This is a genomic window from Micromonospora arida (genome assembly GCF_003857035.1).
Lineage (GTDB): Bacteria > Actinomycetota > Actinomycetes > Mycobacteriales > Micromonosporaceae > Micromonospora > Micromonospora arida.
Genome location: NZ_QGSY01000113.1, coordinates 17,955 through 32,688 on the forward strand (window position 1 = coordinate 17,955; position 14,734 = coordinate 32,688).

Sequence of the window (14,734 nt, forward strand, 5' to 3'; positions counted from 1 at the left end):
GCCGTAAACTCTCGTGGGCATCTAACCACTACCGCCGGGGCGGCCTGCGAACGCCAGCGGAGGCTTCCCCTTACCCCGGTGTCCGACTTTTCATCTCCGAACACCAGTGCGAGAGTGCAGGGCGTGACCTCCAACGACTTCAGCTCCGCGCGCGGCAAGCCGCGCCACGACCTGGAGTCGTCGTCCGCGGCCACCGTATCCGCTGGTCCCGGCCCTGGGCCAACGCCTGCCGACCTGCTGCGCCGGCTACGCGCCCGGGGTGCCGCCGACCCGGTCACCCACGTCGAGCGGGTTCCGGCCCGCGCCGGGGTGCCCGCGCCGTGGCCGTCGTGGGCACCGGCGGAGTTGCGCGCGGCGTTCACAGGGCGCGGCGTGGTCGCGCCCTGGCAGCACCAGGCCGAGGCGGCCAACCTGGCGTACGAGGGCCAGCACGTGGTCGTCGCCACCGGCACCGCGTCCGGCAAGTCACTGGCGTACCAACTGCCCGCCCTGGCCACCCTGCTCGCCGACCCCCGGGCCACAGTGCTCTACCTGGCGCCGACCAAGGCCCTCGCCGCGGACCAGTTGCGCGCCGTCGCCGCGCTGGAGCTGGAGGGGGTACGCCCCGCCTGCTACGACGGGGACACTCCGCGCACCGAGCGGGAGTGGATCCGGCGGCACTCCCGGTTCGTGCTGACCAACCCGGACATGCTGCACCACGGCATCCTGCCCGGGCACGCCCAGTGGTCCGGCTTCCTGCGCCGACTCGCGTACGTGGTGATCGACGAGTGCCACACCTACCGGGGCGTGTTCGGCTCGCACGTCGCGCACGTGCTGCGTCGGCTGCGTCGGCAGTGCGCCCGGTTCGGGGCCACCCCGGTGTTCGTGCTCGCCTCGGCCACCTCCGGCGACCCGGCCACCGCCGCCGGACGGCTGACCGGCCTGCCGGTGACAGCGGTCACCGAGGACGCCTCCCCGCGCGGCGGGGTGACCTTCGCACTCTGGGAACCGCCGCTGCTGCCACCCGACTCGTCGGCCTCTTCCCCGGTGCCGCCGCAGGCGACGGGCGAGCACGACGAGCTTCACCAGGTCCGTCGGTCGGCGCTGCGCGAGACCGCGGACCTGCTCGCCGACACGGTCGCCGAGGGGGTACGCACGCTCGCGTTCGTCCGCTCCCGCAAGGGCGCCGAGGTGGTGGCCGCAAACGCGCGTCGAGCGCTGGACGACGCGGTGCCGGGGCTCGGCGACCGGGTGGCCGCCTACCGGGGCGGTTACCTGCGAGAGGAGCGGCGCGAGCTGGAACGGGCCCTGCTGACCGGCGACCTGCTCGGTCTGGCCTCGACCAACGCGCTGGAGCTGGGCGTGGACCTGGTCGGGCTCGACGCGGTGCTGATCTGCGGCTACCCGGGCACCCGGGCGTCGCTGTGGCAGCAGGCGGGCCGCGCCGGGCGTTCCGGGCAGGAGGCCCTCGCGGTGCTGGTGGCTCGGGACGACCCCCTGGACACCTACCTGGTGCACCACCCGGAGGCGATCTTCGGCGCGCCGGTGGAGGCGACGGTGCTCGACCCGGCCAACCCGTACGTGCTGGCACCGCAGCTCGCCTGCGCCGCGGTGGAGGCGCCGCTCACCCCCGCCGACCTGGCGCTCTTCGGCGAGGGAGCGAAGGAGGCGGTCGACGAGCTGGTCGCGGCGGGGGCGCTGCGGCAGCGGCCCACCGGTTGGTACTGGCGGCACCGGGAGCGGCCCGACGTGGATCTGCGCGGCGAGGGGGGCGCCCCGGTCGCCGTGGTGGAGTCGTCGACCGGCCGGCTGCTCGGCACTGTCGACGGCGGCTCGTCGCACTTCCTGCTGCACTCCGGCGCGGTCTATCTGCACCAGGGCGTCTCGTACGTGGTCGACCATCTCGACCTGGCCGACGGTTGCGCGCTGGTGCGCGCCGAGGAGCCCGACTGGTCCACCCACGCCCGTGACGTCACCGAGCTGTCCGTGGTGTCGGTGCGCTCCTACGTGGACGCCGGGCCGGTCGGCATGTTCCTCGGTGAGGTGGATGTGACCAGCCAGGTCGTGTCGTACCAGCGGCGGCGGATCGCCACCGGCGAGGTGATCGACACCCGGCCGCTAGACCTGCCCGCCCGGGAACTGCGCACGGTGGCGGTCTGGTTCACCCTGTCACCGCAGTCGTTGGCCCTCGCCGGGGTCCAGCCGGCCGACGTGCCGGGTGCGCTGCACGCCGCCGAACACGCCGCGATCGGCCTGCTGCCGCTGATGGCGACCTGCGACCGGTGGGACATCGGTGGGCTCTCCACCGCGCTGCACCCGGACACCGACGCGCCGACCGTCTTCGTCTACGACGGGCATCCGGGTGGCGCCGGGTTCGCCGAGCGGGCGTACAAGACGGCGGCGGCGTGGCTACGGGCCACCCGGGACGCGATCGCGGAGTGCGGCTGCGAGGCCGGCTGCCCGTCCTGTGTGCAGTCACCGAAATGCGGCAACGGCAACAACCCCCTCTCCAAGCCGGACGCGATCCGGGTACTCGACGTGGTGCTGACGAACCTGCCGGACTGAGCGGCTTGCATGAATCGGCATGGCACGGGGCACAATGATGTGGGAGCGCTTCCATCGATGCCAATGTTGCTGATCGCCCCCCGTGCCCGAGGAGAAGCTGTGGCCGACACCATCGCCGAGACCGTCGACCTGCTCTACACCATCGACCAGGACAATCTCACCCTCGACCAGCAGATCGCGCTGGGGTCGGCACTGGCCGCCCTGGCCCAGGCGGAACGGCTGGAACAGATCAACGAGCGGCTGCGCGGCATCCACCAGGTCCTCAACACCTGGGCGCTGCGCGCCGCGACCTCCGTCGACAGTCGCTGAGGTCTCCCGGAGTGATCCTGCTAGGGCACCAGTGATCACTCCGTGCTGGGTAGTCGTCCCGCGACCTCGACGGCTACCCAGCAGCAACTGATCATGGATAGCAGGGGCACGACGGTTGTCGGGCTGTGCGAGACTCCGGCGCACCAACCCCAGAGGAGTACACATGCAGCTCGACAACTTGCAGGGCCAGCACCAGTTCCACATCCGCCAGCGACTGCGCATGATGGTCAACCAGTACGAGGTCCGGGCGGTCTCCCCCGACGGCACCGAGGGTGAGCTGCTGGCGTTCGCGCAGCAGAAGCGGCTCGCCTTCAAGGAGCAGGTGACCATCTACACGGATGACTCCAAGCAGCAGCCTCTGCTCGGCTTCAAGGCCCGCCAGCGCATCGACCTCGGTGCCACGTACGACGTCACCGACGCGGCTGGCAACCCGATCGGCCTGTTCCGCAAGGACTTCGCCCAGTCGCTGCTGCGCTCGACCTGGCACGTCGAGCAGGGCGGCCTGCCGCAGGTGACGGGCCAGGAGCGAAGCATGCCGGTGGCACTGCTGCGTCGATTCGTCGACTCGCTGTCCTGGCTTCCGTACCACTTCGACTTCACCGCGAACGGCCAGCCGATCTTCACCGTGGTCAAGAAGTGGGGCCTGCGCGACAAGTACATCGTCGAGGTGCAGAACCCGCAGATCGACCGTCGCCTGGTCATCGCGATGGCCGTCGCACTCGACGCGCTCCAGGCCCGCTGACACACCCGGCCCGGACCAGTGCGCTGCGGTGACCCTGGGTGGTCGCCGTCGCGGCCACCCACTCCTCGGCTGCCGGCCGGGACCTGGACCTCGACCAGCCCCGGCCGGCGTGCCGTCGGGCCGCACTCCCCGGGCGGGAGGCCGTTGAACCGCAGTCCCGGCCCGGGAGATCGTCGGACCGCACTCCCCGGCCGGGAGGCCGTCGGACCGCACTCCCCGGCCGGGAGGCCGTCGGACCGCACTCCCGGCGGGCAGGCTGTTGGCGACTCGCCCCCTGAAGGGGGTCCGATCCCCCTTTGGAGCTGATGTCGTAAACGCATCACCCTTGATGTCGTAAACGATTCAGCTCCACAGCGCCCACCAAACCCCCCAGACCCCTAGGTCCTTCGACCACGCGCCGGCCCGTACCTGCGCCTGATGCCGCGACGCGGGTCGGCCGGGAACTCCACAGGCCGCCCTGCGCTGCACGCGCCTTCCGTCGGACGCGCCCTGCGTCGGACGCGCCCTGCGCCTGACGCGCCAGCGGTGAGCTGAGACGCCGCCGCGAGGGTCAGCCCCGCACCGGGCCGGCACGGGCGCTCGCCGCAGCCACCCGGGTCAGGCCGGGTAGTGGCGTGAACGCCACCTCGACCGTCACCAGCACGTCCAGCCCGTCGAGGTGACAGCCGACCAGCCGGCCGTCGTTGCGACCGGCGAGGTCGGACGCGGACGCACAAGCCGCAGTGTCGCCGTCGAGCGCCCGCGCCGCCCCGGCCAGCGCGCCGAGGTCGGCTGCCACCGCCGCCCGCTGACTCGCCATGCCGGCGGCGACGATGGCGGCGCCGAACGTCCCGAACACCACGAAGACGAGCCCCATCGCCAGCAGCAGGACCGTCGCGCCACCTCGCTGCCGGTCCAGCCGGCCGTCAACGAGCTTTCCGGAAGCCGGTGCGTGACCGGCACGCCGTGATGGATCGCCAGTTCGTGGCACTACCAGCTCCCCTCGTGAGTGCCCGGTTCGACGGCGGCGACGGCGGTGGCGACCACGGTGATTCGCGGTAGCCGGCCGCCCAACGTCCGGACGGGTGCCCGTACCGTCGCCTGCACCTGGTCGCCGTCGACGGACACCGACACCGCCGCCCCGGGCGGCGCCGCCCGGCCACCCTCAGCGCTGCCGTCCGCGCCCCGGGCGGCGGCGAGCGCAGCCTCCCGGGCCGCGTGCAGGCAGCCCGCCTGCGCGCTGACGGCGTTGACCGCGGTCAGGCCGGCCAGCAGGAGCAGGAGCAGCGCCGGCAGGCCGGCCGCCAGTTCGGCGGTGAAGGAGCCCCGGTCCCCGCCAACGGTTGGCGCGAGGACGCGAAGTCTCCGTCCGCCGCGTGCCGCCAGCCCGGGAACGCTCGACCCTGGATCGCGGCCGGCCCGCCGGCGCTCGATCACTTCAGTGCCCGGTCGATGACGGCGGTCAGCGCCGACTGGACGTTGCCGGAGGTCAGCACCTTCAACAGGATCCCGGCGAAGGCGACCGCGGCGAGGGTGCCCACGGCGTACTCGGCCGTGTTCATTCCGGCATCGCCGCGCAGGCGAGCGATGAGTTTGCGCATGACTGTTTCCCTTCTCGATGGGTCAGAGCACATCGCCGAGAACGGCGACGATCACCGGCACGAGGCCGGCGAGAATGAACGCCGGCAGGAAGCAGAGCCCCAGCGGCAGGACGATGAGCACACCCGCCCGGCGGGCCGATGCCTCGGCAGCGGTGGCCCGGTCGGCGCGCAGGTCGTCGGCGAGCCGGGTCAGTGCGCCGGCCAGGGCGGCACCACTGTTGGCCGAGCGCAACGCCGCACTGGTCAGGCGCTCCGCGCCGGGCACGCCGTCCAGCGCGGACCATGCCTCCACCGGGCCACCACCAAGCAGCAGCGTGCGGCCAACCCGGGCCAACCGGCCGGCGAGCGGCCCGTCCAGTGCCTCGGCCACGGCCAACACCGAGCGATCCACCGGGGCACCCGCCCGCATCGCCGCAGCCAGCAGGTCGGCGGCGAGCGGTAGGTCTGCGGCCTCCTGCTGCCGCCGCCTACGCACAGCGGGCGACTCGATCCGCCGCAACAGGACATCGAGCAGGAACGCGGCCGGGAGAGCGCCGAGCAGCCCGGGCCAGCCCTCGACGACGATGGCCACGGCGAGCCCAGCCAGCACCGCCACGAGCCGGATCGCGTCCGGCCGCCGTCGCCTGGTTGAGCTGGGCTGGCTCGCCAAGCCGGCTTGGCTCGCCGAGCTGGGCCGACCGGCTGGGCTGCGCTGACCGACCCAGCTGCGTTGGCTCGCCCAACTGCGTTGGCTCCCAGAGCGGCGCTGACCGGCGGCGCCGGGCTGGCCGGCTGGGCCTCGGGCCGTCATCTGGCCCGCCCCGGTGTCGCGCCCAGCCGTTCCGCCCAGAGGAGGCCCACGACCTGAAGGGCGACCGCGACAACCGCGCTGGCGCCACCGATCGTGCTGTGCAGGAGCACCGACATGGGGTCGACCCCTATGCCGTACCCCAGCCCGATCCCGCCGACCGGCAGGGCCGCCAGTAGCCAGGCCGTGGCCCGGGCACCGGCTGCCTGCGCCGCCGCCGCGGCCAGACCCCGGTCGGTCGCCCGAGCGTCCGCCTCGATCCGCTCCAGAAGCTCCGCCAGCGGCGCGCCGGTCCGGTCGGCCAACCGCACCGCCGCCGAGGTCAGCTGACGTAGGCGGCTCGCCCCGTCACTCTCGACGGCCGTGACGTCGAGCGTGTGTGGGACGGGCAGGCCGGCCCGCAGATCCGCCGCGAGGCCGCAGAGCTGGTCCAGCCCACGCCGTCGATCCCGCTCGGCGCTCCGGTTCACTCGCCAACGCAGCACGGCGCGCACGGCCAGCGTGCCGTACCCGGCCATCGCGACCGCGGCCACCGGACCGCCGACCACGGCACCCACACCGCCACCGAGCAGACCGACCACCGGCAGCACGCGGGCCGTCGATCGCGTGATGCGCGCCGACGGAGGGGTACCCGGCCTTCTGTCTGTCGGGCCGACGCGCCCGTGTGCGCGGCAATCGGCGATCGCGCACCCGTCGGACGCGTCGCCCCGACAGCCGGCGTCCAGGTCGCCGTGCCCATCCGCGGTTGCCGGACCGGAGACGTCGTTCCGACCGGTTACGTCCACACCGCTGACACCGATCGTGATCGTGGCGGCCGACGCGCCCGGCCGTCGTTCGGCGTCGAGCATGGTGGGGGCCACCTCCGGGCGGGCGGTGCCGTTCGGGCGTCGGAGATCCCGACGGGCCGGCGGGCGCGTCGGGCCCTCCGGACGCGTGAACCCGCCTGCCACTCCCGGCCACCTCAGGCTGCGGGTGACGTCCCGGTCAGGCCAGCCGAGTGCCGTCCGCCTTCCGTTGGCGTCCGCAGTAGTTGCCGACTCGAACGCGACGCCGACCGGATGACCCGAGGTCGGGTCAGCGCCGATGCCCTCGACCGGCCCGTCCGGCGTGCGCCCAAGATCCCTGATCCACTGCACCAGAGCGTCATCCGGATCGACGCCGCCGGCCCTCCGTCCCGGTGCCAGCACGCGACGTCGACGGGCCCGAATGCTCCGCACGGGCCACGCCACCAGGGCAGCGGCGACCAGGAGCAGCGCCGCCACCAGCATCGCCTCGCCGGTCATGCCGGACCCGCCGATCCGGGCCATGGCTCGCTGAGGATGGGCGGCACCGCCACCCCACGCTCCCGCAGCAGCGCCCCGAGGGCGCGGGCGGCGAGCCCGAGCCCACTGCCGCGCACCCAGGCGGGTACCACGGTCACCATCCGTTCGGGCCCCTCGGGCAGCAGCAGGCAGACCGACTCCAGGACGCGACCCCGGTCGCTGCGTCGCACCTGGAACAGCACCTGCAACGCGGCGGCCACCTGGGCGTGCAGCGCAGCGCGAGGCAGCCCACCCAACATGCCCAGGGCCTCCAACCGGGCCGGCACGTCCGACGGTGTGTTGGCGTGCAGCGTGCCAGCGCCCCCGTCATGGCCGGTGTTGAGCGCGGCCAGCAGGTCGACCACCTCACCGCCCCGGCACTCCCCGACCACCAGCCGGTCCGGGCGCATCCGCAACGCCTGCCGGACCAGGTCCGCCAGGCTGACCACGCCCGTCCCCTCCACATTGGCGGTACGAGCCTGGAGCCCCACCACGTGCGGATGCCCCGGACGCAGCTCGGCGGCGTCCTCCACCAGCACGATCCGTTCGGTGGTCGGCACCATCCCCAGCAGGGTGTTGAGCAATGTCGTCTTGCCCGACCCGGTGCCCCCGGTCACGAGGTACGCCAGGCGGGCGGCCACGACTGCGGCGAGCAGTGGTGCCAGCGGTCGCGGCACGGTCCCCTGGCGCACCAACTCGTCGAGGGTGAACGGTCGGTGTCGGAAGGTCCGCAGCGACAGGTAGGGACCTTCGGTCGCCACCGGCGGCAGCACGGCGTGCAGTCGGGTGCCGTCGGGAAGCCGCGCGTCCGCGTACGGGGAGCCGTCGTCGAGCCGCCGCCCCGCGCTGGCGATCAGCCGCTGCGCCAACCGGCGGACGTCCTCCACCGAGCCCACCGGGACGGCGACCTGGTGCAGCCCCGACCCGCGGTCGACCCAGACCCGGGCGCCGTTGACGAGGACGTCGGTGACCTCCGGGTCGGCGAGCAGCGGCGCCAACGGCCCGGCGCCGACGAGGTCGTCGCGCACCCGGTCGGCGATCCGCAGCATGGCGGTATCGCCGAGCACTGCCGCGGCGGGCTCGGCCCGTACCGCGGAGACGATGGCCGCCGCGGTGACCGGGGTGGTGGCGGCGGCGATCCGCTGCCGCACCCGGGCGGCGAGCGTGCCGTCCTCCGGCCCGGTGGTCATGCCGCACCCGTAGCCGGCACGCCGGTGAGGTCGGTGACGATCCGTTGGCAGAGCGCGGCGAGTGGGCCCTTGCCGCCGGCGGCCGGCGCCTCGCCCCGTTCCAGCCCACGGCAGAGCCCCGGCTCGGGGCGCAGCGTGCCGGCCAGCGGGAGGCCCAGCGCGCGTGCCACCTCGGACGCCCGCAACCGCCCGGGGGCAGGCCCGCGCACCACCACCGAGAGCGCGGCGCAGTGCGGGGCGGCTGCGGCCACCACCCGAGTGGCCGCAGCGGTGGCGCGCAACTCGGCCGGCACGACGACGAACGCCTGGTCGGCGGCTTGCAGCGCCACCACGGCCGCGTCGTCCAACTGCCGGGGCAGGTCGATCACCACGAAGTCCCGCCCACGTCGGGCCGCGTCGACGGTCGCTGCCATGGCCGTCACCGGCAACGTCAGCATCTCGCCGCGGTCCCAGGAGAGCACCACGAGATCACCCCGGCTGGGCAGGGCCTGGACCAGCGCCGGGGCGTCCACCCGCCCGTCGGCGCTGGTGAGCGACGGCCAGCGCAGGCCTTCCAACTGCTCCCAGCCCAGCACGAGGTCGAGGCCACCGCCGAGCGGGTCGGCGTCGACCAGGAGGGTGCGCAGCCGGGCCCGGGCGGCGGTCACCGCAAGACCACCAGCGAGCACACTCGCGCCCGCACCGCCCCGACCACCAAGGACCGCGACGACCCGGGCACCGACGCCGGCCGGACGGTCCGGGTCATGTTCGGCGAACCGGTCGACCAACCACGGCTCCGCGGCCGGCAGCGTGGCGACGTGCTCGGCCCCGATCAGCTCGGCGATCTGCCAGCCGGGGTCGAGCTGACCAGCCCGGCCGAGCAGCACCAGCCGAGGTCGCTGCGGCAACCGGGCGCGCAGGCAGGCCTGCGCCTGATCGGCGCCGAGCAGCACCAGGGGTGCGGGAAGCCACCGGGTGCGGGCAGCCGCTGGGTCGCGGGCGAGCTCCACCTCGGTCCCGCCGACGGCGGCGAGCCGGAGCACATCATCGAGCAGATCGTCGTCGCCGGTGACGACCAGCGGGAGCCGGCGGATCGGCGGAACCGTGGTACGGGGTGGCATCGCGGCCTCCAGCGGTCGGGCTCTGGTATGCCGTCGACAGTGCTCGGGATCCGCCCTCCGACCCGTCCCGATGGGGTCGCCTGTGGACAACCTGGTGGGCTGTGGAAAACCGCCGCCGAGACAGTTGATCTGCTACGAGCGCGGGCAACTTCGCAGCTACGGCCGCTGCGGGAAAGACAGCGAGGCCGCTCCCCCAGAGGAGCGGCCTCGCAAGTCGGCGGTCAGCCGACCCGGTCGGTCCAGGCGGTATCGAGGATCACCTTGTACGAGCTGATCCGCACGGGCGACAGCGTCAACAGCTCATCGGCGAGCAATTCGCCCGTCTTCGGATCGAAGATCAGAAGTGATTGCTGGTCGTGCTCGCGGTCCTCGAAGGTGACGGCCACTCCGTGCCGGCCGGCGCGGTCGGTGACCTGCCCCCGCCAGCGGAAGCCGGGTACGTCGGCGAGGACCCGCAGGACCGCCGCTCGGGTCGCACGCGGTACGACGTACCGGCCGTAGAGCGTGCTGACCTCCTTGCTCGCCGCCCCCGCGCCGTACTCGACCTTCAGCAGCTCCCGCAGCTCGGACGGGACGGCCGACGGTGGCCTGAGCTCCCTGGGCGGTAGCGGAATGACACTCGGTGCGGGGGTGCCGGTGGCTGCTGGCCGCGCACTGCCTTCGCGCTCCCAGTAGTCCCGAGACTCCTGGTCGGGGTACTGCGGCTCCAGTTGGGAGCTGGCCTGGTTACCGGTCCCGTCTGCGGCCTGCCAGACCTTCGTCTCGCTGGCAAAGGCCACGTGGTGGCGACCGTCGGCGGACGTCATCACCGGATCGCCCCACAGCTTCGAGTGGTGATACATGTAGCGTCCGCTCTGGTGGTCGTACGCCGCGTCTTTGATCTTGTCGGCCAGCATGCGCAGCTGCGGGCCGGCGGCCGGCGGATCCGCGTCGAACTGGTACGCGACCGGTACGAGTACCAATCCCGCTGCCGCCGCCGGTTCGTCCGGAGTGTCCGGTGCGCCCTCGCCGAACGGCTGGAGCACCGCCACGGCGCCGACCGCGACCGCCAGCGTGCCGGCCGCCAGGACCACCCGGCGGGTCGGTCGTACGCGACGACGCCCGGCCACCGTCTCGGTGGCGTCGGCGCGGTCGATCAGCTCGCGCGCCGAGACCAGCGGTGGCCCGACGACGGCGTGCCGGGCCGGGTCGGCCGGGCCGAGAAGAGTACGGGTTCGCTCTGCTCCGAACATCACAGATCCTCTCGAATGGTCATCAACACCGGGCTACGCCGGGTCTGCCCGGGCCGGTCCGACATCGCTTCGGCAAGACGGCGTCGGGCGCGATGCAGGCGCACCGCGGCGGTCGCCCCGGTGCAACCGAGAACCTTGGCCGCCTCGGACACCGTCAGTTCCTCCCAGCCCACCAGCCGGAGGATCTCCTGGTCGAGGTCGTTCAGGTTGGCCAGAGCAGTCCAGATGTCGGCGACCCCGACGCTCGTGTCGGCACCCGACGATCCGGCCAGTCGCTCCAGGTCGACATCGGTGATCGGGAGGAGGTCCGGGGCGGCACGCCGCGACCGCCACTGGTTCGCGAGAAGGCGCCGGGCCACCCCGTACAGCCAGGGCAGGCTGCGCTCCGGCACCTCGGCGCGGCGACGCCAGGCGACGACGAAGACCTCCTGGGCAAGCTCCGCGGACGCATCCCGGTCAGCGAGCCGGCGCAGGCCGTATCGGACCATGTGCTCGTACTCGGCGGCGTAGAGACTGGTGAACCAGCCCTCGTCCCGCTTCTTCGGTGGACCCACCCGAACCCCCACTGCCTCGGCGACTCTCACAGTGGCTTGTGTCGCTTGGGGGCCCGGGATTACCGCGCGGCCGAGGGCGGGTGCCGCCCAAAGGGAAACGGACGCTGCGGTCAGTCGTCGATCGCCTGGTAGACGGTGGTCCAGAAGTCGTGCCACATCGGCAGCCGCTGGTCGCCCGCGTGCGCCCGCTGCATGAACACGATCGTGGTCAGGTCCTCGGCGGGGTCGTTGTACCAGGCGGTGCCGTAGAAGCCGGGCCATCCGTAACTGCCGACCGAGGGCCCGAGATGCGTACGGCGGGTGCGGACCGACATTCCGAAACCCCAGCCGATGGCGTCGAAGTATCCGGGCCAGAACCCGGAGACGGCCTTCTGCGTCGGGGTCAGGTGGTCGCTCGTCATCAGCGTCACCGCCGGTCGCGACAGCACCCGCTCGCCGCCGAGGGCGCCCCCGGCGAGCAGAGCCGAGGCGAAGGCCAGGTAGTCCTGGGCGGTCGAGACGAGCCCGCCGCCACCGGACTCGAACATTCGCGGTCGACTGAACCGCCCGTCGGGGGCGTCCTCGACGACCGGCTCGCCGGTGGCGGCGTTGTCCTGCTCGTACGCCGTCGCGAACCGGCCGATGCTCTCGCTACCCACGCTGAAGGCGGTGTCGGCCATTCCCAACGGCTTGCAGACCCGCTCACGCACGGCATTCCCGAAGGACATGCCGGTGGCGCGGGCGATGAGCACGCCGGTGACGTTGGCGGCGGTGTCGTACATCCAGCGCTCACCTGGCTGGTGGACCAGCGGAAGGTCACCGAGCTGGCGGATCCACCCGTCCGGCGACTGATATTCGAGTGCGTCCAGCGCGTCGGCGATCGGCACCGTTCCCGGCTCGGCGGGGACCATGCCGGTGCCAAGGGTGCCGTCCAGGACGTCCCGCACCGTTATCGGGCGTTCCGCCGGGACGGTGTCGTCCAGTGGACCGTGGGGATCGGCGAGCACTGTCATGTCCGCCAACTCCGGGAGGAGATCGTCGACCGGATCGGCGAGGCGGAGGGTGCAGTCCTCGACGAGGGTCATCGCACACGCGGCGACGATCGGCTTCGTCATCGAGCCCAGGCGAAAGATCGTGTCGACCGCCATCGGCGTCCGCGACCCTGCGCCTTCGAACGCGAGATGACCCGTCGCCTCGATGTGCACCTCGCCGTGGCGGGCGAGGACGACCACCATGCCCGGGACGAAGCCGGACTCGACGTGGTGCTCAAGCAGCCCTTGCAGCCGAGCCAGCCGTTTCGACGAGAAGCCGCCAGCAGCCACGTGTTTCCTCCTCAGCTGGTCCCGTTTGGCAAATTACACGGCAGACCACGGTCGCACCGTCCGCGACGAGGTGGGAAGGAAACCCTGTACCGATGCTGCCGTTGCTGACCGGGGAGGACCCGTTCACCGGGCCGGAAGCGCTCCCGGGAAAGGGACGACCCCCGTCGGGGGGAGACGGGGGTCGTCGGAGGTTCGGCTCCGGGGGGGTCGAGCCGAACCACTCAGCGGTCACGGGGGTGCAACCGCTGAGGGTCTGCCTGTTTCGAGGATGTGAAAGCTCGTCGTACGGACAAGTCTGCCTGAGCGCGCCCGTCACGTCGAGTGGTGCTGCCTCCACTCACTGCGAAAATCTCCTCGCAGAGTGTGAGCGTGATCACGCGGAGCGGAGAGCCCGCAGGTCTGAGGGGTGGCATGACCCCGGGCACCCGCCGACGATAGACCATCCGGCTAGACTTTCGCGCCGTGGGCCGAAGTGCCGCTTTCTTCGATCTGGACAAGACCGTCATCGCCAAGTCGAGCGCCCTGGCGTTCGGTCGGCCGTTCTACCGGGATGGGCTGATCACCCGGCGTGACGTGGTCAAGTCGGCGTACGCGCAGCTGATGTTCCGGCTGGGCGGCACCGACGAGCAGACCATGGCCCGAACACGGGACTACCTGGCTGCGCTCTGCAAGGGCTGGCAGGTGGAGCAGGTCCGCCAGGTCGTCGCGGAGACGCTGCACGAGCTGATCAACCCCTACGTGTACGCCGAGGCCGCTGCCCTGATCGTGGAGCACCAGACGGCTGGGCGGGACGTGGTGCTGGTGTCGGCGTCCGGTGAGGAGATGGTCCGGCCGATCGGTGAGCTGCTCGGGGTGACCGACGTGATCGCGACCCGGATGACGGTGGAGGACGGCCGGTACAGCGGCGAGGTCGAGTTCTACGCGGCGGGCCCGAGCAAGGTCGAGGCGGTCACCGAGTTGGCCGCCGCCCGAGGCTACGACCTGGCTGATTCGTACGCCTACTCCGACTCGTACAGCGATCGCCCCTTGCTGGAGTGCGTGGGCCACCCGAGCGTGGTCAACCCGGACCGGCAGCTCCGCAAGCTGGCTTCGGAGAACGCGTGGCCGGTGCTGGAGTTCCGGCACCCGATCCCGCTGGGCCGGCGGCTGCGGGAACGGCCCGCCGTCCCGGTGGCCGCGGCGGCTCTGGGGGTGGGGGTGGGTGTGGCCATCGGCATCGCCTGGTACGGCCGCCACCGTCGCACCCGAGCCGCCACCACCGCCTGACTCCACCCGTCCAACCGTTCAGGCGGCGGCGAGGATCTCGTCTCCGATGGCGGTGAGCTGGTCGGTGCCGACCTCGACGGCGGTCATGTAGTGGCGTAGCCAGGAGCGCAGCCCGTCCGGGGTGCCGGTGGCGAAGGCACCGGCCGCGCCGACGTACTCGGGCTCCCGCTCGCGGTGCCCCACGTCGACGGGGAGCAGGCCACGCGGGTCGAGGCCACTGGCGAGCAGCACCAGCCGGGCGGCCCCACGGGCCACCACGCCGGACGGCCCGGCGAACGGGCGCAGGTTCAGCAACTCCCCGTGTACGACAGCGGCGAGCACCAACGGGGAGACCTTCGTGCCACCGGCGACGAGGCCGGCCAGCCCGTCCAGCCGGGTGGCGACCACCGGGTCGGCGACCGGGCGGCCCAGCTCGGCCTCCGACACCAGGTCCCGGGCGGCGAGCACGTGCAGTTTCGCGAGGGCCTGGCGGGGCGCCTTCGGCCACAGCTCACTCAGGCCCGGCAGCGCTCCGGCGACCCGCAGCGCCCCCTGGAGCACCGGGTCGGTGACGGTGCCGGCCCGGACCGCCTCACGCTCATGCCCGGCCCCCTCAAGGGCCGCACTGGCCACCGCGGAGCGCAGGCTGACCTCGGCAGCGACCTGTCCGCCGTGCCGGCGCAGCGCCCGGTGCCCGAGCGCCTGGTCGAACCGCGCGCGGGCCTGCTCGACGGCGGCGGCGATGTCGGCGAGCGCGAGCAACGGGGCGAGCGGGTCGGTGGTCACCCCGCCACGCTAACGACCCGGCCCGGCGCGGCGGGCCGCACCCGCCCGCAACGCGACCCGGAC

At 72.9% G+C, this 14,734-nt stretch carries 15 protein-coding genes; 4 read left to right on the top strand and 11 right to left on the bottom strand.

The window, feature by feature from the left end; translation table 11 throughout:
• Positions 1-123: 123 nt before the first annotated feature.
• The 3 genes from DLJ58_RS05875 (at position 124) to DLJ58_RS05885 (ending at position 3,595) form a co-directional block, all read left to right on the top strand.
• Positions 124-2,544, top strand: coding sequence for a DEAD/DEAH box helicase (locus DLJ58_RS05875; RefSeq protein WP_244218796.1), 2,421 nt, complete (start codon positions 124-126; stop codon positions 2,542-2,544).
• Between the two features lie 99 nt (positions 2,545-2,643).
• On the top strand, positions 2,644-2,853 hold the full coding sequence (locus tag DLJ58_RS05880; protein ID WP_030334221.1) for a hypothetical protein: 210 nt from the start codon (positions 2,644-2,646) through the stop codon (positions 2,851-2,853).
• A gap of 163 nt (positions 2,854-3,016) precedes the next feature.
• A complete protein-coding gene (locus tag DLJ58_RS05885; protein ID WP_124854216.1) occupies positions 3,017-3,595 on the top strand; it encodes an LURP-one-related family protein in 579 nt (192 codons plus the stop codon).
• Between the two features lie 550 nt (positions 3,596-4,145).
• Here DLJ58_RS05885 and DLJ58_RS05890 read toward each other — a convergent pair.
• From DLJ58_RS05890 to DLJ58_RS05935, 10 genes are all read right to left on the bottom strand, one after another.
• Positions 4,146-4,565: an Rv3654c family TadE-like protein gene (locus tag DLJ58_RS05890; RefSeq protein ID WP_425271293.1), complete on the bottom strand. Its 420-nt coding sequence runs from the start codon at positions 4,563-4,565 to the stop codon at positions 4,146-4,148.
• Positions 4,565-4,960, bottom strand: coding sequence for a TadE family type IV pilus minor pilin (locus DLJ58_RS05895; protein WP_124854226.1), 396 nt, complete (start codon positions 4,958-4,960; stop codon positions 4,565-4,567). Before DLJ58_RS05895 ends, DLJ58_RS05890 begins: the two co-directional genes overlap by 1 nt.
• Positions 4,961-5,007: 47 nt before the next feature.
• On the bottom strand, positions 5,008-5,175 hold the full coding sequence (locus tag DLJ58_RS05900) for a DUF4244 domain-containing protein (protein WP_081883916.1): 168 nt from the start codon (positions 5,173-5,175) through the stop codon (positions 5,008-5,010).
• A gap of 22 nt (positions 5,176-5,197) precedes the next feature.
• Entirely contained in the window at positions 5,198-5,965 is a 768-nt protein-coding gene (locus DLJ58_RS05905) for a type II secretion system F family protein (RefSeq protein ID WP_425271294.1), read from the bottom strand.
• Positions 5,962-7,269 (bottom strand): hypothetical protein, encoded by a 1,308-nt coding sequence (locus DLJ58_RS34455; RefSeq protein ID WP_244218797.1) that lies wholly within the window; start codon positions 7,267-7,269, stop codon positions 5,962-5,964. Before DLJ58_RS34455 ends, DLJ58_RS05905 begins: the two co-directional genes overlap by 4 nt.
• Positions 7,242-8,453 carry a TadA family conjugal transfer-associated ATPase gene (locus DLJ58_RS05915; RefSeq protein WP_124854218.1) on the bottom strand — a complete coding sequence of 404 codons (1,212 nt, stop codon included), beginning with the start codon at positions 8,451-8,453 and terminating at the stop codon, positions 7,242-7,244. The genes DLJ58_RS34455 and DLJ58_RS05915 overlap by 28 nt, the downstream gene beginning before the upstream one ends.
• Positions 8,450-9,553, bottom strand: coding sequence for a septum site-determining protein Ssd (gene ssd, locus DLJ58_RS05920; protein ID WP_124854219.1), 1,104 nt, complete (start codon positions 9,551-9,553; stop codon positions 8,450-8,452). Before ssd ends, DLJ58_RS05915 begins: the two co-directional genes overlap by 4 nt.
• A 221-nt stretch (positions 9,554-9,774) precedes the next feature.
• Complete coding sequence (locus DLJ58_RS05925) at positions 9,775-10,785, bottom strand: CU044_5270 family protein (protein ID WP_124854220.1); 1,011 nt, start codon at positions 10,783-10,785, stop codon at positions 9,775-9,777.
• Complete coding sequence (locus tag DLJ58_RS05930; RefSeq protein ID WP_167493681.1) at positions 10,785-11,339, bottom strand: RNA polymerase sigma factor; 555 nt, start codon at positions 11,337-11,339, stop codon at positions 10,785-10,787. Before DLJ58_RS05930 ends, DLJ58_RS05925 begins: the two co-directional genes overlap by 1 nt.
• Positions 11,340-11,449: 110 nt before the next feature.
• Positions 11,450-12,640 (bottom strand): serine hydrolase domain-containing protein, encoded by a 1,191-nt coding sequence (locus tag DLJ58_RS05935; RefSeq protein WP_124854221.1) that lies wholly within the window; start codon positions 12,638-12,640, stop codon positions 11,450-11,452.
• Positions 12,641-13,102: 462 nt separating this feature from the next.
• Here DLJ58_RS05935 and DLJ58_RS05940 point away from each other — a divergent pair, with 462 nt between their 5' ends.
• Positions 13,103-13,906 (top strand): HAD family hydrolase, encoded by an 804-nt coding sequence (locus DLJ58_RS05940; protein WP_124854222.1) that lies wholly within the window; start codon positions 13,103-13,105, stop codon positions 13,904-13,906.
• Between the two features lie 18 nt (positions 13,907-13,924).
• Here the strand turns inward: DLJ58_RS05940 and DLJ58_RS05945 are convergent, their stop codons facing one another.
• Complete coding sequence (locus DLJ58_RS05945; protein WP_124854223.1) at positions 13,925-14,671, bottom strand: Fic family protein; 747 nt, start codon at positions 14,669-14,671, stop codon at positions 13,925-13,927.
• Positions 14,672-14,734: the final 63 nt, after the last annotated feature.